A 17,860-nucleotide genomic window follows, 5' to 3' on the forward strand; every position below is an offset into this window, starting at 1 on the left:
GGAGCATTAGGCTTCGAACGTGACGTTACCGATCGCCTGGACGGCCGCCCGCGAGATTGTGCACGCCGCGGGCTCGGCGGTCGCGCCGGAGCCCGTCGCGGTGCCCCTCGCCGACGCCGACGGCCTCACCCTCGCCGCCGACCTGGTGACCCTGACCGACCTGCCCGCCTTCGCCACCTCCAGCGTCGACGGCTGGGCCGCCCGCGGGCCCGGGCCCTGGCGGATCGTCGGGCGGGTGCTGGCCGGGGACACCGCCGTGCCGCTCACCGCCGACGGCACCTGCGTCGAGATCGCCACCGGCGGCATGGTGCCCGACGGCACCACCGCCGTCGTCCGCATCGAGGAGTCCGAGACCGTCGACGGCCTGGTCAGCGGCGCCGCCCGCCGGCTGCCCGACTGGCGCAAGCAGGGCGAGGAGGCGGCCGCCGGCGAGGTGCTGCTGCCCGCGGGCACCCCGATCACGCCGGGGGTCATCGGGCTGGCGGCGTCGTGCGGATACGACACGCTGACCTGCCGCCCCGCCCCCCGGACGGCGGTGCTGGTCTTCGGCGACGAGCTGCTCACCGCCGGCACCCCCGCCGGCGGCCGGATCCGCGACGCGCTCGGCCCGTCCCTGCCCTCCTGGCTGCGGCGCGCCGGCACCCAGGTCGTGCACGCGCGCGGGCCGGTCGCCGACACGCTCGAGGAGCACGTGGCCGCGCTGCGCAAGGCCGTCGACGCCGGCGCGCAGGTCATCTGCACCACCGGCGGCACCATGCACGGGCCAGTGGATCACCTGCACCCCGCACTGGCCGAGCTCGGCGCCCGTTACGTCGTCAACACCGTGGCCGTGCGCCCCGGCTTCCCGATGCTCGTCGCGCAGCTGCCCGGCGGCCAGTTCGTCGCGGGCCTGCCCGGCAACCCGCAGTCCACGTTCGTCGCTCTGGTTTCTCTCGTACTGCCCCTGCTCGCCGGCCTCGCCGGCCGCCCGGTGCCGGAGCCGGCCACCGTGACCCTCGGCGCCGACGTCCCCGGCCGCGGCGACTTCACCCACCTGGCGCTCGTCACGCTGGCCGGCGGCCGCGCCCACCCGGTCGCGCACGTCGGCTCGTCGATGCTGCGCGGGCTCGCCAACTCGGTCGGGTTCGCGGTCATCCCGCCCGGCACCGAGGGCCGCGCGGGCACGCTCGCCCAGCTCGTGCCCCTGCTGGACGGGGTCCGTGCGTGATCCGCACCCAGGTCACCACCGAGCCCCTCGACGTCCAGGCGCACGAGCGGGCCGTCGCCGACCGGGCCGCCGGGGCCGTCGTGTCGTTCGCCGGCGTCGTGCGCGACCACGACGGCGGGCGGGGCGTGGTGGAGCTCGAGTACGAGGGCCACCCCAGCGCCGGTGACGTGCTCGCCGAGGTGGCGGCCGAGATCGCTGCCGACCCCGCGGTGCGCGGGCTCGCCGTCTCCCACCGCGTCGGGCGGCTGGAGATCGGCGACGTGGCGCTGGCCGCGGCCGTGTCGACCGCGCACCGGGCGGAGGCGTTCGCGCTCTGCGCCCGGCTCGTCGACGAGGTGAAGGCGCGGCTGCCGATCTGGAAGCGTCAGGTGTTCACCGACGGCCAAGAGGAATGGGTGAACTGTCCTTGAGGTGGCGCCGGGCCCGCTTGATCGTCTTGGCCGCGTGACCCGCACGCCAGCGCAGGTCGGGGCGGCCCTCGCGGTCGAGCGCGGCCAGCAGCAGCCCGCCCATCAGGCCCAGGTTCTTCATGAACTGGATGCGCTGCTGGGCCCGCTCCTGCGGGTTCTCGACGTCCCAGAACGCGTGGCCGGCCAGGGTCGTGGGCACCAGTGAGCCGACCAGCAACAGCGCCGCCGGCCGGGTCGCGTGCCCGGTCGCGAGCAGCACGCCACCCGCCACCTGGGCCGCGCCGTTGACCCGCACGAGGGTCTCGGCGTCGGTCGGCAGGCTCGGGTGCAGCGCCTTGATCGTCGGCTCGAGCCGGTCGGTGACCGGCTTGGCCCGGCCCGCCAGTCGTGCCGGGCTCGTGAACGCGGCCCAGCCCTGGACCACGAAGATGGCCGCGAGCATCGAACGGGCTGCGGTACGTACGGGTCTCATGACGGAAACATACCCACCGGGGAAATGTCGTACCCCCTCACTACGGTAAGCAGCATGGCGGAAACAACGACGGTCACCACGGTCTGGACGACCGACCAGGTGATGGCGCTGGCCCCCGACTCGTCCGCGCAGCGGGCGGCGCGCGGGCTCGCCGGCGACCGCGTCTGGCTGGAGACCGGCCTCAGCGCCGCCGACGACATCGACCCGACCCTGTGGGGGCTGTGCCAGGGCAGCGGGAGCACGCCGTATCAGACCGCGGTCGACCTCACCGAGCCCGCGTTCAAATGCACCTGCCCGAGCCGCAAGTTCCCGTGCAAGCACGCCCTCGCACTTCTGCTGCGATGGTCCTCGGGGTCGGTGCCGGAGGCGGTCGCGCCGTCGTGGGCCAGTGCCTGGCAGGCGGCCCGGGCGGCCCGCGCCAACCGTGCCACCGCCGGACCGGTCGAGGATCCAAAACCCGGCAGCCGTGCGGGGGGCCGGGCGCCGGTCAGCGAGAAGGCGCAGGCGCGCCGGGCCGACCGGATCGCCGCCGGGCTCGACGAGCTCGACCGCTGGCTCGCCGACCAGGTCCGCGCCGGGCTCGCCGGCACCGGCAAGGGCGGCGCGGCCTGGGACACGATGACCGCCCGGCTCGTCGACGCCCAGGCCGCCAGCGCCGCGGGCATCCTGCGCCGGACCGGCGCCGTGCTGGGCTCCCCCGAGCGCCTGCTGGGCGAGCTGGCGCGGCTGCACCTGCTCGTGGGTGGTTACCGGCGGCAGGAGGAGCTGCCCGACGAGCTCGCGGCGAGTGTGCGGATGCGGGTCGGGGTGCCGATCGCGACCGAGACGGTGCTCGCCGGGGCGCCCGTGCGCGACCGCTGGCAGGTGCACGGCGTGCGCGACGAGATCGAGGACCAGCTGACCGTCCGCCGGGCCTGGCTGCGCGGGGCCGGGTCCGGGCAACCGCTGATCGTGCTGTCGTTCGCGGTGGCGGGCCAGTCGCTCCCCGTCGACCTGCTGCCCGGCACCGAGTTCGACGCCGACGTGTGCCTGTATCCGGGCGGCCAGCCGGCCCGGGCGCTCATCGCCAAGCGGCACGCGCCGCCGGAGCGGATGCACTTCGTCGCCGGCGGCGCCGGGATCGAGGACAACCTGCGGGCGCACGCGCTCGCCCTGGCCGGGGACCCCTGGCTCGACTACTGGCCGATGGCGCTCGACGGGGTGTGCCCGGTGCGTGACGGCTCCGGGTGGGCGCTGGTCGACGCCGACGGGTTCGGGCTGCCGCTCGACCCGGCGGCCGGGGAGCCCTGGCGGCTCGTGGCGGTGACCGCGGGGCGGCCCGCGACCATCACCGGCGAGTGGTCGGCGGGCGGGCTGCGCCCCCTCGGGGTGTGGGCCGACGAGCGGCTGGTGCGGCTGTGAACGGGCCGGACTGGGGCGACGTGGTGGCGACGGCGCTCGTCGGGACGCAGCGGCGGACGCTGCCGGCCGGGGTCGGGCGGCCCGGCGAGGACCCGGCGGAGGCGCTGCTCGACGCGGCCGGGACGCTGACGCTGTATCGGCGGGCCGGGTTCCGGGCGCGGGCCGGGCTCACGGTGCCGGAGCCGGCGCCCGACGACTCCGGGATCCCGCTCGTGGCCTGGGCGGCGGCCGCGCGGGCGGCGGACCTGCTCGCGGTGGACGCGGCCGGCTACGGCACCAGCAACGCGGTGCCGGTCCGCGACGCCGACGGGCGGCTGGAGCTGCTCGCCGAGTGGCTCGGGGCCGTGCACGATCGGCGAGTGCCGGGCGAGCTGCTGCCCGCGCTGCTGGAGATCGCGCGGCGGCACCGGGCGCTGCGGCCGCTCGTCGCCGCGGCCGGCGGGTCCCGGGCGGCGTGGCTGGCCCGGCAGCGGCCCGAGTGGGCATTCCTCGACGTCACAGCGGCCGATGCCCACGATGCTGCCGGCGCCGCCGCCGACGACGCGCAGGGCTGGGAGCTCGGCTCGATCGGCCGGCGCGTCGGCATCCTCACCGCCGTGCGCCGGGGCGGGCCGGAGGGCGAGCAGCGCGGCCGCGACATGCTCGCCGACGTCTGGCCGACCGAGACGCCCGACGACCGCGCCGCGCTGCTCGGCACGTTCGCGACCGGGCTCTCCCCCGCCGACGAGCCGGTGCTGGAGGGCGCCCTCGACGACCGGCGCAAGGAGGTGCGGATCGTCGGGCTCGACCTGCTGGCGATGCTGCCCGACAGCGCCTACGCGCGGCGGATGACCGAGCGGAGCACGGCGTGCGTGCGGATCGTCGGCGGGCGGATCCAGGTGGTGCCGCCGAGCGCCTGCGACAAGGCGATGCGCCGCGACGGGATCGTGCCGCGGCCGCCCGCCGGGGTCGGCGAGCGGGCCTGGTGGCTGGAGGAGCTGCTGACCCGCACGCCGCTGCGGGTGTGGGGCGAGCCGGAGGAGTTCCTGACGCTGCCGGTGACCGATGAGTGGGCCGCGGTGCTGCGCCGCGGGCTGGCCCGGGCCGCGGCCGGGCAGCGGGACCCGCGCTGGGCCACGGCGCTGACCGGGCGGCTCACCGAGGAGGTCGCGGCGGGCGGGCGCCCCGACGACCGGCTGCTGCTCGAGGCGCTCTACGACGCGCTGCCCTCCGACGCGCTCTCCGCCCTCGCCGTCGGGGTCCTGCGCCGGGGGCTCGCCGGGGCCGCCGCGGTCGGCGTCGAGCACGTGCTCGAGCTGTGCCCGCGGCCGTGGCCGGAGCCGCTGGCCGAGGCGGTGTTCGGCGCGCTGGACGACCTCGGCGGGCGGCGCTCGGCGGGCTGGCGCCTGGCCGGGCTGTGCGAGCTGGCCGCGCTGCGGCTGCCGGCCGACACCGCGGACCGCGCGACCCGCATGGCCGCCGCCCTGCCCTCGGACGATCCGATGTCCTCGATCGTCGGCCGCTTCGCCGACACCCTGCGCTTCCGGCACGACATGCTGGCCGAGCTGGCATGACCCCCGACGTCCGACCCGATCTCCCAGGAGTCCGCGTGACCAGCACAGTCGATGTCACCGCCGCCCACGTCGCCGGGGCGCCCGTCGCCGAGACGGTGCAGCGGCGGCACGCCGAGGACGAGTTCGCCGCGGAGCTCGTCGCGCTCGCCGCCGGCGACGAGCGGCCGCGCCCGCCGGGGTGGCGGCTCTCGCCCTCGGCCGTGGTCACCTATCTGCTCGGCGGCGAGGCGGCCGACGGCACCGCGATCACGCCGAAATACGTCGGGCCGCGACGGCTCATGGAGGTCGCCGTCGCCACCCTCGCGACCGACCGGGCGCTGCTCCTGCTCGGGGTGCCCGGCACCGCGAAGACCTGGGTCTCCGAGCACCTGGCCGCGGCGATCAGCGGCGACTCGACGCTGCTGGTGCAGGGCACGGCCGGCACACCCGAGGAGGCGATCCGCTACGGCTGGAACTACGCCCGCCTGCTCGCCGAGGGGCCGAGCCGGGCCGCGCTGGTGCCGAGCCCGGTGCTGCGCGCGATGGCCGACGGGCGGATCGCGCGGATCGAGGAGCTGACCCGCGTGCCCTCCGACGTGCAGGACACGCTGATCACGATCCTGTCGGAGAAGACGCTGCCGGTGCCCGAGCTCGGGCAGGAGGTCCAGGCGCGCAAGGGCTTCAACGTCATCGCCACCGCCAACGACCGCGACCGCGGGGTCAACGAGCTCTCCTCCGCGCTGCGGCGCCGGTTCAACACCGTGGTGCTGCCGGTGCCGGCGGGCGTCGAGGAGGAGGTCGACATCGTCGCGCGGCGCGTCGCGGCGCTCGGCAAGGCGCTGGAGCTGCCCGAGCTGCCGCCGGCCGCCGACGAGATCCGCCGCGTGGTCACCGTCTTCCGGGAGCTGCGCAACGGGGTCACCGAGGACGGCCGGACCAAGCTCAAGTCGCCCAGCGGCACGCTGTCCACGGCCGAGGCGATCTCGGTGGTCACCAACGGCATGGCGCTCGCCGCGCACTTCGGCGACGGGGTGCTGCGGGCCGGGGACGTGGCCGCGGGCATCCTCGGCGCCGTGGTCAAGGACCCGGTGTCGGACCAGGTGGTGTGGCAGGAATACCTCGAGACGGTGGTGCGCGAGCGCGAGGGCTGGCGGGACTTCTACCGAGCGGCTCGCCGTGGCGAGTGAGCCGCTGCTGCTCGGGATCCGTCACCACGGGCCGGGTTCGGCCCGGGCGGTGCGCCGGGCGCTGGCCGAGTTCCAGCCCGAGGTGGTGCTGATCGAGGGGCCGCCGGAGGCCGACTCGCTCGTGCCCTTCGCCGGGGACGAGGACATGCGGGCGCCGGTGGCGTTGCTGGCCTACCCCGCCGACAACCCCGACCCGAAGCTGCGCGCCTCGTTCTGGCCGCTGGCCGAGTTCTCGCCGGAGTGGCAGGCGATCCGGTGGGCGGTGGCGCGCGAGGTGCCGGTGCGGTTCGTCGACATGCCGGCGGCCGTGCGCCTGGCCGCCCCGCCCCAGACCCAGCGGTCCGACGACGACGCGGTGCGGCTCGACCCGATCGGGGCACTGGCGGAGGCGGCCGGCTATGACGATCCCGAGCGCTGGTGGGAGGACGTGGTCGAGCACCGGATCGACCAGTCCCCGTTCGCGGCCATCGCCGAGGCGATGACCGTCGTGCGGGCGCACGCGCCGGTCCCGGCCGAGGCCGAGCGGGTCGAGGAGGAGCGGCGCGAGGCCTACATGCGCATCGGGCTGCGCGCGGCGCTCAAGGAGTTCCAGCGCGTGGCCGTCGTGTGCGGGGCCTGGCACGTGCCCGCGCTGACCGGGCCGCTGCCCAGCGCCGCGGCCGACAACGCCGTCGTGCGCGGCCTGCCGAAGGTCAAGGTCGCGATGACCTGGGTGCCGTGGACGCACGCGCGGCTGGCGTCCTGGCAGGGCTACGGCGCCGGCGTGCAATCCCCCGGCTGGTATCACCACCTGTTCACCTCCGTCGACGCGCACGTGATCGAACGCTGGCTGGTGCGGGCGGCCGGGGTGCTGCGCAAGGACGGCGTGCCGGTGTCCAGCGCCCACGTCATCGAGGCGACCCGGCTGGCCGAGGCCCTCGCGACCATGCGCGGGCGGCCGCTCGCCGGGCTCGCCGAGGTCACCGACGCGGCCCACGCGGTGCTCTGCGACGGCGACGACCTGCGGCTCGCGCTCATCAACCGGCGGCTCGTGGTCGGCGACCGGCTCGGCCGGGTGCCGGACCAGACGCCCGGGGTGCCGATCGCCCGGGACGTCGCCGGCAGCCAGCGGCGGCTGCGGCTGCCGCCCCGGGTCGAGCGGCGGGAGCTCAAGCTCGACCTGCGCCAGGCCTTCGACCTGGAGCGCAGCCGGCTGCTGCACCGGCTCCGGCTGCTCGGCGTCGAGTGGGGCAAGGTGCTGGCGGCGGCCAAGGGCAAGGGCACGTTCCGCGAGGAGTGGGAGATCGCCTGGCAGCCCGAGTTCGCGGTCGACCTGGTGGAGGCGGGCGCCTACGGCACCACCGTGCTCGAGGCCGCCACCGCCCGGGTCGCCGAGCAGGCCCTGGCCGCCGCGACCCTGGCCGACGTGACCACGCTGGTGGAGCGGTGCCTGCTCGCCGACCTGCCGGACGCGCTGCCCGGGGTGCTCGACGCGCTCGACGAGCGGATGGCCCTCGACGCCGACGTCGCGCACCTGATGGACGCGCTGCCGGCGCTGGCCCGGACGTTGCGATACGGCGACGTGCGCGGCACCGACCTCTCGGCGCTCCGCGACGTCACGCTCGGGATGATCACCCGGATCTGCGTCGGGCTGCCGGCGGCGGTCGGAGGGCTCGACGACACCGCCGCGGCGGTCATGCGCGACCGGATCGACGGGGTGCAGGGCGCGCTCGCGCTGGTCGACGACCCCGAGGCGCACGCGCGCTGGCAGGCGGTGCTGTCCGGGCTGGCCACGCGGGACGACCTGCACGGCCTGCTCACCGGGCGGATGAACCGGCTGCTGCTGGACGCGGGCGCCGTCGACACCGACGAGATCGGGGCGCGGATGGCGCTCGTGCTGACCGTCGGCGTGCCGGTGGCCCGCACGGCGGCCTGGATCGAAGGCTTCCTCGCGGGCGACGGGCTGCTGCTGGTGCACGACGAGCGGCTGCTGGCCCTGGTCGACGCGTGGCTGACGGGCATCCCGGCCGAGGCGTTCCTCGAGGTGCTGCCGCTGCTGCGGCGGACGTTCAGCGGCTATCCGGCGCCGCAGCGGCGCATGATCGGCGAGCGCGCGGCCGGCATCGGCACCGGGCGCCCGGGCGCGGGCGCGGACGACGAGATCGACGCGGCCCGGGGCGCGCTGCTGCTGCCGGTCGCGGCGCGGCTGCTCGGGAGGGAGCTGCATGTCTGAGGACGAGGGCGACGAGCGGCTGCGGCGCTGGCGTCTCGCGCTGGGAGGGGCCCCCGGGGCCGAGGGCACCGGCTATGGGCTCACCGGGACGGACGCGGCGGTCGACGCGGCCCTCGGCGCGCTCTACGACCAGGGCGAGGACGGGACGTCCGGGCCGCGCGGAGCCGGGCTCGGGGCGTCGGCGCCGCGGGTGGCCCGGTGGCTGGGCGACATCCGGCAATACTTCCCGTCGACCGTCGTGCAGGTGATGCAGGCCGACGCGATCGAGCGGCTCAACCTGACCCGGCTGCTGCTGGAGCCCGAGATGCTCGACGCCGTCGAGCCCGACGTGCACCTCGTGGGCACGCTGCTCTCGCTCAACCGGGTCATGCCCGACAAGAGCAAGCGGGCCGCCCGCAAGGTGGTGGCCAAGGTCGTCGCCGAGCTCGAGCGGCGCATCGCGCAGCCGACGCGCACCGCGCTGAGCGGGGCGCTGAACCGCGCCGCGCGGATCAACCGGCCGCGGCACCACGACATCGACTGGGACCGCACGATCCGCGCGAACCTCAAGCACTACCAGGCCCAGCAGCGCACGATCGTGCCGGAGCGGCTGATCGGCTACGGCCGGCGGGCCCAGGCGGTGCAGCGCGACGTCGTGCTCTGCGTGGACCAGTCGGGGTCGATGGCGGCGTCGGTGGTGTATTCGGGAGTCTTCGCCGCGGTGCTGGCCTCGATGCGCTCGCTCAAGACGTCGCTGGTCGTGTTCGACACGGCGGTGGTGGACCTGACCGACCGGCTCAGCGACCCCGTCGACGTGCTGTTCGGCACCCAGCTCGGCGGCGGCACCGACATCAACCGGGCCATCGCCTACGGCCAGCAGCTCATCACCCGGCCCCGGGACACGATCTTCGTGCTGATCAGCGATCTCTACGAGGGCGGCGTGCGCGAGGAGATGCTGCGGCGGGTCGCGGCGATGACGGCGGCCGGCGTGCAGGTGATCACGCTGCTGGCGCTGTCCGACGAGGGCGCGCCGGACTACGACCGGGAGAACGCCGCGGCGCTGGCCGCGCTCGGGGTGCCCGCGTTCGCGTGCACGCCGGACGTGTTCCCGGAGCTCATGGCGGCCGCGATCGAGCGTCGCGACCTGCGGGGCGTCGTGGAACGGGCGGAGGCCCGTCACTCGGCCGGCTGAGTCCGCAGATAGCGGGCGAAGTGGGGGACGGTGAAGGCGACCGTTCCCCGCTCGCCCGAGTAGATCAGGCCCTTCTTGATCAGGGCGTCCCGGGCGGGCGACAGGCTCGCGGGCTTGCGGCCGAGGGTGCGGGCGATCTCGGCGGTCGGCACGGCCTCGGAGACATCGACGGCCGGCAGCAGGGTGGCCATCGTGCGCATGTACTCGCGCTCGGCCGGCGTCGCGCGCTCGTAGCGGGAGCCGAAGAACCCGACCGCCAGCTCCGCCTCGGCCTCCGGCGCCGCCACGCGCACGTCGGCCGCGGTGATCGGCGAGCGCGGCGCGTGGTCCCAGGTCGCCTTGCCGTAGGCCTGGACGAAGTACGGGTAGCCGCCGGAGGCCTCGTAGAGCGCGTCGAGGGCCTTCGCCTCGTATTCGACCTCCTCCCGCTCGGCCGGCGCGGTGAGCGCGAGGTCGGCCGCGATCCGGTCGAGGCGGTCGATGCGCTGGTAGCGGAAGAGCCGCTCGGAGTAGGACTTCGACGCCGACAGCAGCGCCGGCACGTGCGGCAGGCCGGCCCCGACCACGATCAGCGGCGCCCCGGTCTGGGACAGCTCGTGGCAGGCGGCGCAGAGCGCGGAGATGTCGTCGGCCGCGAGGTCCTGCAGCTCGTCGATGAACAGCGCCACTCCGGTGCCGACGTCACTGGCCACGCTCGCCGCGTCGGTGAACAGCTCGACCAGGTCGATCTCGATGTCGCCGGAGTCGGCGCGGCCGACCGCGGCCGGCACGTCGATGCCGGGCTGCCAGCGGTCGCGCAGCTTGGACGGCGGCCTGCGCGGGTCCTCGCGCAGCGCGAAGGCCTTGAGCACGCCGAGGAACTCGTCGATCCGATCGGGCGCGCGGTGCTGCGGCGCCAGCTCGCGCACGGCCATGTGCAGGGCGGCCGAGACCGGGCGGCGCAGCGACTGGTCGGGCCGCGCCTCGATCTTGCCGGTGCCCCACAGGTGCGAGATGGCCTCGGAGCGCAGGGTGTTGAGCAGCACCGTCTTGCCGACACCCCGCAGCCCCGTGAGCATGAGCGACCGCTCGGGCCGCCCGCGCGCCACGCGCTCCAGCACGATGTCGAAGGCGTGCAGCTCACGGTCGCGCCCGGCGAGCTCGGGCGGGCGCTGACCGGCGCCGGGAGCGTAGGGATTGCGAACCGGGTCCACGAATCGCACAGTATCGGGCTTTCTAGCGCGCAGGCTAGAACCGCGTAGAGGAAGCTCTACGGCGTGTCGTCGTGGAGCATCTACGGCTTTCTAGCGCGCACGCAAGACAGCCTTATAAGGCGCCATCGAAGCATACCGAACACGCGTTCGATGGCTGGCTCGAACTAATGTACTACACCCCTGCGGGGGCGCGTGGCAAGGGGGGTCGAAAACGCAGAACGGCCCGGGCAATCGCCCGGGCCGTCATGTTTTCGCAGGTCAGCTGCGCAGCTTGAGGCAGAGCACGAAGTCGTTCGCGTCCGTCGGGCTGTCGAAGAAGTAGTTGTGGGAGTAGCCCGGCGTGCCCTCGCACTTGTTCTTGTCCGTCGTGCCGGGGATGCGCTTGAGCACCTCGTAGGCGCCCGGCCCGCACTGGACCTTCTGCATCTGCGGCTTTTCGTTGCTCGTGCCGACGTTCTTGAGGCACTCGCCGACCTGGACCGAGGCCGCGTCGCCGGCCTGCACGCCGGCCTTGCTCGGCGAGGAGCCCGCGCTCGGGGCGGCCGACTGGCCCGCGCCGTTGCCCGCGGGGGTCGACGCGTCGGGCTTGGTCGAGCCCGACGCGGCCGGGGCGTTGGTGTCGGCCTTCTTGTCCTTCAGCACGTAGTAGTACACGCCGACGCCGCCACCACCGCAGAGCAGCAGCACGAGAAAGGCGACCAGCGCGATCGTGCCGCCGGAGCGCTTCTTCTTCTCCGGCTCCGGGGGCGGGCCCCACTGCGGCGGCGCGTCGTTGTAGCCGCCGGGCTCGTCGCCGTAGGGCTGGTAGCCGCCGCCCGGCTGCTGGTAGGTGCGGTCGTCGTAGCCGCCGCGGCGGTCGTCGTAGCCGCCGCCCCGGTCGTCGTAGCCCTGGCCCGGGTAGCCGCCCTGGTTGCCGTAGCCTCCGCCGCCCTGGCCGTAGCCCCCGCCTTGGCCGTAGCCCCCGCCTTGGCCGTAACCGCCGCCTTGGCCGTAGCCCCCGCCCTGACCCCCACCCTGGCCATAGCCACCGCCGCCCTGGCCATAGCCCTGGTCGCCGTAGCCCTGGTCGCCATAGGGGTCGCGCTGACCGCCCTGCCCCTGCCCCCATGGGTCCTGAGGTTGACCCTGGTACGGTCCGCCCGGCGGTCCGTAACCCGACATGATGTCCTCCTGGTCGTCCTGCGGCCGGTGGTCGGCTAGGTGAGCCTATCGGCGTCAATGCAGCTACGGTAGCTCTCCCACCCACCCCCTTGGCCTCACGGATCCGCGCCAAAAGTGGTTCAGATCAGTCGCAACTGCCGATCTTTGGGCTTGCGGGGAGCCGCGGGACCACGCCGTTCGAGCAGGCCCGGGTCGATGACCGACAGGAACGGTGACGGGGACATGTCGCGCTCGGATCCAAAGCGGAAACGGCTGCGGCTGTGGGACACGAAGAGCCGATCCTGGGCGCGGGTGAGCCCGACGAAGAACAGCCGGCGCTCCTCCGCGACGTCGTCGTCGGTCTGCTGGGCGCCGGCGTAGGGCCGCAGGGGCAGCAGGCCGTCCTCGACGCCGACCAGGAACACGACCGGGAACTCGAGGCCCTTCGAGGCGTGCAGGGTCAGCAGGTTCACCCGGTCGGCGCGCGGGTCCCAGCCGTCCACCTCGGCCCCGGTGGCCAGCGCGCCGAGGAACTCCTCGAGGTCGTCGCGAGCCCGCAGCGCGAGCGGGGTCATCAGGTCGACGGCGTTCCACACGTCGGCCTCGGCCAGCGTCATCAGGTCACTGTCCAGCGTGCCGCAGCGGCCGGCGACGACCTGGCCGGCGAGGCGGACCCGGGCCGCGATCGAGCCGCCGAGGCCCTCGGCGTAGCGCAGCTCGCGGGCGATGGCGGCGACGCCGGGCCGGTCCAGCAGCCGGTCGTGCGAGCGCTTCTGCACGGGGACGCCGGCCCGGCTGAGCGCGTCCACGATCGGGGCGGCCTGGGAGTCGGTGCGGTACAGCACGGCGATGTCCGAGAACGACATCGCGCCCACGGTGGCCCGGGAGTCGACGCGGTTGTCGTGCGAGCGGTGCGACAGGCCGCCGACCAGCTCGTCGACGGTACGCACGACGAAGTCCGCCTCGTCGGCGACCGAGGTGGCCGGGTACAGCCCGACGACCGGCGCCTCGAGGTCCAGGCGGGCCGGGTCGAGCCGACGGCCCGGCACCAGCGTGGTCGGGGCGATCGCCTGCACCGCGGCGGCCAGGATCGGCGCCGACGAGCGGTAGTTGCGGGTCAGCCGGACCACCCTGGCGTCGACCTCGGACGTGGAGAAGTCGCCGGTGAAGCGCAGGAAGAAGGAGACCTCGGCGCCGCGGAACGAGTAGATGGCCTGGTCCGGGTCGCCGATCGCGCACAGGTTGCCGCCGGGCGGGCAGAGCAGCCGCAGCAGCTCGTACTGCACCGGATCGACGTCCTGGTACTCGTCCACGAAGATCCACCGCCAGCGCGCCCGATACCGCTCGGCCAGCGCGGGCGTCTCCCGCAGCAGGTCGACGGTGAGCGTGAGCAGCTCGTCCAGCGACACCAGGTCCTTCGCCCGCAGCGCCTTGGCCAGCGTCTCCCGCGTGGCGGGCTCCATCGCGCCGAGCGCCTTGCGCGCCTCCCGCTCGCCCAGCGGCTCGAGCGCGGCCAGCAGGTCGGCGTCCTCGGCGATGCGGAACTGCGGGGTGAGCCCGACCGCGGCCGCGTTCTCGCGCAGGATCGACAGGCCCAGCGAGTGGAACGTGGAGACCGTCACCGCCTCGGTGACCGGCCCGAGCAGCCCCTCCAGGCGCTCGCGCAGCTCCTCGGCGGCCCGGCGGGTGAACGTGATCGCCAGGCACTCCTCCGGATACACGCCCAGCTCGGCGCAGAGGTACGCGACCCGGTGGGTCAGCGTGCGGGTCTTGCCCGTGCCGGGGCCGGCCACGATCAGCAGCGGGCCGCCGGGCGCCGAGGCCGCGACCCGCTGCAGCGCGTCGAGCCGGTCGAGCAGCCCGGTCCCGACCTCCTCCATCCCGGCGAGCATCGGCTCAAGAGGCTCGTGGGGCGAGGGCGGCGCGGAGATCGGCGGGGGCGGCGGCGGGGCCTCGGCGGGGGCGGCCCGGCGCTTCTTGGGCTGGGACTTCGCGGCCGGCTCCGCCTTGCGCTGCTTGGGCACGGCCGGCATCGGCACGTCGAACAGCACATCCTCGTGCGCGTTCCCCCGCAGCTCGGAGGGTTCGAAGAGCTTGATGATGCCGTACTCCCCGTCGAACCCCGGCGTCCGACGCACCTGCCCGCGCCGCAGCCGCGCGATGCCCTCGCCGAGCAGCTCACCACCGGCCCGCGCGATGTCCTCGACCGGCACCGAGCGCAGGATCGACAGCTCCGAACCGAGCTCGGCGACCAGCGCGGCGAGCTTCTCGTCGACGGTCTTCGACTTCGGCCCCACCCCGTTGATCTCGCCGAGGATCTCGTGCAGCTGGATCAGGTGCGTGACCCCCGGCGCGCCCGGCGGCGTGTAGCCCTCGGGCCGGTCCGCGAGCTCCTCGACCCGGTGCAGCACGCCGACGGTGAGCGGCTTGCCGCACTCGGGGCAGCGGCCCTGGGCCTCGCGCGTGCGGGCCGGCGGCCAGTTCACGTCGCAGGCGCGGTGGCCGTCGGCGTGGTACTTGCCCTCCTCCGGGAAGAACTCGAGCGTGCCGACCAGCCCCTGACCGGTCCGCAGCATGTCGCGCACGCCGAGGTAGGACAGGTCACCGTCGAGCACCGTCGCCTCGCGGGCGAGCGCCGGCGCCGAGTGCGCGTCGGAGTTGGACACCAGCCGGTACTTGTCCAGCGACGACACCCGCCAGTTCATCTCGGGGTCGGAGGACAGCCCGGTCTCGACCGCGAAGATGTGCTCGGCGAGATCGGCGTAGCAGTCGGCGATCGCGTCGAAGCCGGACTTGGAGCCGAGCGCGGAGAACCAGGGTGTCCAGATGTGCGCCGGCACCAGGAAGCCGTCCGGGCTCGCCTCCAGGGTGATCTCCAGCAGGTCGCGGGAGTCCAGTCCCAGGATCGGGCGGCCGTCCGAGCCCAGGTTGCCGATGCGCCCGAGCGCGGTGTTGAACCGGGCGACCGCGTCGAAATCGGGCTGGTAGATCAGGTGGTGGACCTTGCGCGTACGGTCGCCGCGCTTGTAGATCGTGGAGATCTCGACCGACAGCATGAACCGCACGGCGGAGTCGGCCACGCCGAGGCGGGCCGGCAGCCGGCGCAGGATGTCGGCCTCGCGGTCCGGGTGCAGCCGGTAGAGGCCCGGCTCGGCGGGGACCAGCGCCTCGCGCAGGTGGTCGAACCAGGCCGGGTGCGTGAAGTCGCCGGTGCCGAGCAGCGCGATGCCCTTGCGCCGCGCCCACCAGGTGAGCGTCTCGATGCTGAGGTCACGACTGCACGCCCGGGAGTACCTCGAGTGGATGTGCAGGTCCGCGACGAACGAGTCGGAAGCGGCGTTCGAAGGCACGCTGCATCCTGTCACAGGCGCCCCACGCGTTTCCGGCTACGCGCCGTGCAGCTCGATGATCGAGATGTCCGGCGGCGCGCCGAAGCGGACCGGCGGCCCCCAGAAGCCGGCCCCGCGGGTGACGTAGACCTGGGTGCCGTCGACCGTGCCGAGACCGGCCACGACCGGCTGCTGGAGGCCCACGAGCAGGTTGAACGGCACCATCTGGCCGCCGTGGGTGTGCCCGGACAGCTGCAGGTCGACGCCGTGGCGGGCCGCGTCGTGGGCCTGGATCGGCTGGTGGGCGAGCAGCACCACGGGCCGGCTGGTGTCCCGCCCGTCGAGCGCCTTGCCGAAGTCGGGGCCGTCGCCGACGTCCTCGCCGCTGAGGTCGTTCACCCCGGCGAGGTCGAGCCCGAGCACGTCGACGCGCTCGTTGCGCAGGACGCGGACGCCGAGCGAGTTCACCTCGTCGACCCACTCCTGGTAGCCGGAGAAGTACTCGTGGTTGCCGGTCACGAAGAAGCTGCCGCGCTTGCCGCGCAGGTCCTGCAGCGGCTCGGCGGCCTCGCCGAGCTCGGCGACGCTGCCGTCCACGAGGTCGCCGACGACGGCGACGAGGTCCGCGTCCACCGAGTTGATCATTCGCACGATGCGCTCGGTGTGCGAGCGGCCCAGCAGCGGGCCGAGGTGGATGTCGGACACCACCGCGATGCGGAAGCCGTCCATGCTCGCGGGCAGCTTGGCCAGCCGGATCGGGACGCGCTTGAGATTCGGGGCGCTCATGGCCTGGTACACCCCGATGCCCACGGCGCTCGTGGACAGCACGCCCGCGGTGACGGCGAGCGACCGGCCGAGCAGCAGGCGCCGGGTCGCGTCGAAGCCCGGCTCCTGCGCAACCGGCTTCGGCGGCGGCTCGGCGGCGAAAGACGGATCCTCGTCCGAAATGTCCGACGATGCCGCTTGAGGGGGCGGAACTTGAGATAGTGAAGGTGGTGCGGAGCGACGCTGCCAGAGGCGGATCGCCAAGCGCGGGATCTCCAGGATCAGCAGCGTGACCAGCAGGTAGAACATCAGCGCGAGCCAGAGGAACCCCGGCCAGGCCACGATCGCCTGGCGCGAGTGCGGCAGGGTGCGCGACAGCGCCAGGGTCGTCGGGATCACCAGGGCCAGCAGCACCGCGATGACCGAGCCGGCGACGCGGGCCCGGCGGGTGCGGGTGGTGTCCTTGACGAGGCGTTTCCAGAGGTACCAGTGGATGCCCCCGACAACGACGAGCACCACCACCAGGAGGACGGCGATCACCGGCTCAGCCGCCCGCGAAGGGGGGCAGCACGTCGACCGTCGCGGCCGCGGGCAGCGCCGCGTCCCGGTCCCGCCAGGCGGTGCCGTCGACCAGGAAGGAGCAGGCGGTGACCACGCCGGCGAGGCGCGGACGGTCGGCGGTCACGGCCGCGACGAGATCGGCCAGCGTCGTGGCCTCGACCTTCTCCTCGGGCACGCCGGCGGCCGCGCGGGCCCCCGCGAAGTAGCGGACGAGCAGCAACTGGGTCATCCTCCGATGGCAGACATGGGCCGCGCGGGCTGCAGGAACCTGGGGTCGTTGATGCCGTGGCCGGCCGGCTTGGCCCACATCGCCTTGCGCCAGAGGTCGGCGAGCTCGTCGTCGCCGGCCCCGGCCCGCAGCGCGCCGCGCAGGTCCGTCTCCTCCTGGCTGAACAGGCAGGAGCGGATCGCGCCGTCGGCGGTGAGGCGGGTCCGGTCGCAGGCGCCGCAGAACGGGCTCGACACGCTGGCGATCACGCCGACGCGGGCCGGTCCCCCGCCGACCGCGGCGTGCCCGGCCACGACCCACGTCTCCGCGGGCGCCCCGCCGCGCGCGTCCGGATCGGGCGAGAGCGTGAACTCCGCGCGCAGCGCCGCGAGGATCTCGGCGCCGGTGACCATCTCCTCGCGGCGCCAGGTGTGCCCGGCGTCCAGCGGCATCTGCTCGATGAACCGCAGCTCGTAGCCGTGCTCGAGGGCGAAGCGCAGCAGGGGCGCGGCCTCGTCGTCGTTGACCCCGCGCAGCAGGACCGCGTTCATCTTCACCGGCAGCAGCCCGGCCGCGGCGGCCGCGGCGAGCCCGGCGACCACGTCGGCGTGCCGGTCGCGGCGGGTGATCGCCTTGAACCGGGCCGGGTCGGTGGTGTCGAGCGAGACGTTGACCCGGTCCAGCCCGGCCGCGGCCAAGGGCTCGGCGAGGCGGGCGAGGCCGATGCCGTTCGTGGTGAGCATCATGCGCGGGCGGCCGGGCAGCGCGGCGACCGCGCGGACGATCTCGGCCAGCCCGCGGCGCAGGAGCGGCTCACCGCCGGTGAAGCGCACCTCGGTCACGCCGAGGCGGTGCACGGCCACGTCGATGAGCCGGACGACCTCGGCGTCGGTGAGCAGCGACGGGTTCGGCAGCCAGTCGAGGCCCTCGGCGGGCATGCAGTAGGTGCAGCGCAGATTGCACCGGTCGGTCAGCGACACCCGTAAATCGGTCGCAACGCGCCCGAACCGGTCGGCCAGGCCGGCCCCGGGTGGCTCGTGCGCCGATTCGGTCATGGTCGAACGGTACCCGG

The 17,860-nt window shown here is 74.6% G+C and carries 14 protein-coding genes; 7 read left to right on the forward strand and 7 right to left on the reverse strand.

Going from position 1 to position 17,860, the window contains the following annotated elements; genetic code table 11:
* Positions 1-19 precede the first annotated feature (19 nt).
* Positions 20-1,207, forward strand: coding sequence for a molybdopterin molybdotransferase MoeA (locus tag AC6JBM_RS44155; protein ID WP_497979670.1), 1,188 nt, complete (start codon positions 20-22; stop codon positions 1,205-1,207).
* Complete coding sequence (locus AC6JBM_RS44160; RefSeq protein WP_497979671.1) at positions 1,204-1,617, forward strand: molybdenum cofactor biosynthesis protein MoaE; 414 nt, start codon at positions 1,204-1,206, stop codon at positions 1,615-1,617. The genes AC6JBM_RS44155 and AC6JBM_RS44160 overlap by 4 nt, the downstream gene beginning before the upstream one ends.
* Here the strand turns inward: AC6JBM_RS44160 and AC6JBM_RS44165 are convergent.
* Positions 1,580-2,059, reverse strand: coding sequence for a DoxX family protein (locus tag AC6JBM_RS44165; protein WP_497986680.1), 480 nt, complete (start codon positions 2,057-2,059; stop codon positions 1,580-1,582). The genes AC6JBM_RS44160 and AC6JBM_RS44165 overlap by 38 nt on opposite strands.
* 84 nt (positions 2,060-2,143) lie before the next feature.
* Here AC6JBM_RS44165 and AC6JBM_RS44170 point away from each other — a divergent pair, with 84 nt between their 5' ends.
* From AC6JBM_RS44170 to AC6JBM_RS44190, 5 genes are read left to right on the forward strand one after another with little or no spacing between them, the layout of a single operon-like run.
* Positions 2,144-3,490: an SWIM zinc finger family protein gene (locus tag AC6JBM_RS44170; protein WP_350613991.1), complete on the forward strand. Its 1,347-nt coding sequence runs from the start codon at positions 2,144-2,146 to the stop codon at positions 3,488-3,490.
* Entirely contained in the window at positions 3,487-5,043 is a 1,557-nt protein-coding gene (locus AC6JBM_RS44175) for a DUF5691 domain-containing protein (protein ID WP_497979672.1), read from the forward strand. The genes AC6JBM_RS44170 and AC6JBM_RS44175 overlap by 4 nt, the downstream gene beginning before the upstream one ends.
* 35 nt (positions 5,044-5,078) lie before the next feature.
* A complete protein-coding gene (locus AC6JBM_RS44180) occupies positions 5,079-6,209 on the forward strand; it encodes an ATP-binding protein (protein WP_497979673.1) in 1,131 nt (376 codons plus the stop codon).
* Positions 6,199-8,421 carry a DUF5682 family protein gene (locus tag AC6JBM_RS44185; protein WP_497979674.1) on the forward strand — a complete coding sequence of 741 codons (2,223 nt, stop codon included), beginning with the start codon at positions 6,199-6,201 and terminating at the stop codon, positions 8,419-8,421. Before AC6JBM_RS44180 ends, AC6JBM_RS44185 begins: the two co-directional genes overlap by 11 nt.
* Complete coding sequence (locus tag AC6JBM_RS44190; RefSeq protein ID WP_497979675.1) at positions 8,414-9,592, forward strand: VWA domain-containing protein; 1,179 nt, start codon at positions 8,414-8,416, stop codon at positions 9,590-9,592. The genes AC6JBM_RS44185 and AC6JBM_RS44190 overlap by 8 nt, the downstream gene beginning before the upstream one ends.
* Here the strand turns inward: AC6JBM_RS44190 and AC6JBM_RS44195 are convergent.
* From AC6JBM_RS44195 to moaA, 6 genes are all read right to left on the reverse strand, one after another.
* On the reverse strand, positions 9,577-10,785 hold the full coding sequence (locus AC6JBM_RS44195; protein WP_497979676.1) for an ATP-binding protein: 1,209 nt from the start codon (positions 10,783-10,785) through the stop codon (positions 9,577-9,579). The genes AC6JBM_RS44190 and AC6JBM_RS44195 overlap by 16 nt on opposite strands.
* Before the next feature lie 258 nt (positions 10,786-11,043).
* Positions 11,044-11,946: an LppU/SCO3897 family protein gene (locus AC6JBM_RS44200; RefSeq protein ID WP_497979677.1), complete on the reverse strand. Its 903-nt coding sequence runs from the start codon at positions 11,944-11,946 to the stop codon at positions 11,044-11,046.
* Positions 11,947-12,065: 119 nt separating this feature from the next.
* Complete coding sequence (locus AC6JBM_RS44205) at positions 12,066-15,275, reverse strand: UvrD-helicase domain-containing protein (protein ID WP_497979678.1); 3,210 nt, start codon at positions 15,273-15,275, stop codon at positions 12,066-12,068.
* Positions 15,276-15,311: 36 nt separating this feature from the next.
* Entirely contained in the window at positions 15,312-16,559 is a 1,248-nt protein-coding gene (locus AC6JBM_RS44210) for a metallophosphoesterase (protein ID WP_497979679.1), read from the reverse strand.
* A 4-nt stretch (positions 16,560-16,563) separates the two neighbouring features.
* Positions 16,564-16,809 (reverse strand): MoaD/ThiS family protein, encoded by a 246-nt coding sequence (locus tag AC6JBM_RS44215; protein WP_497979680.1) that lies wholly within the window; start codon positions 16,807-16,809, stop codon positions 16,564-16,566.
* On the reverse strand, positions 16,806-17,843 hold the full coding sequence (moaA, locus tag AC6JBM_RS44220; RefSeq protein WP_497979681.1) for a GTP 3',8-cyclase MoaA: 1,038 nt from the start codon (positions 17,841-17,843) through the stop codon (positions 16,806-16,808). Before moaA ends, AC6JBM_RS44215 begins: the two co-directional genes overlap by 4 nt.
* Positions 17,844-17,860 lie beyond the last annotated feature (17 nt).

This window comes from Dactylosporangium thailandense (assembly GCF_059739745.1).

Excerpts from the sequence above, each read along its gene's own strand:
- AC6JBM_RS44165 (WP_497986680.1), bottom strand. The coding sequence starts at position 2,059 with ATGCTCGCGGCCATCTTCGTGGTCCAGGGCTGGGCCGCGTTCACGAGC.
- AC6JBM_RS44170 (WP_350613991.1), top strand. The coding sequence starts at position 2,144 with ATGGCGGAAACAACGACGGTCACCACGGTCTGGACGACCGACCAGGTG.
- AC6JBM_RS44190 (WP_497979675.1), top strand. The coding sequence starts at position 8,414 with ATGTCTGAGGACGAGGGCGACGAGCGGCTGCGGCGCTGGCGTCTCGCG.
- AC6JBM_RS44200 (WP_497979677.1), bottom strand. The coding sequence starts at position 11,946 with ATGTCGGGTTACGGACCGCCGGGCGGACCGTACCAGGGTCAACCTCAG.
- AC6JBM_RS44215 (WP_497979680.1), bottom strand. The coding sequence starts at position 16,809 with ATGACCCAGTTGCTGCTCGTCCGCTACTTCGCGGGGGCCCGCGCGGCC.
- moaA (WP_497979681.1), bottom strand. The coding sequence starts at position 17,843 with ATGACCGAATCGGCGCACGAGCCACCCGGGGCCGGCCTGGCCGACCGG.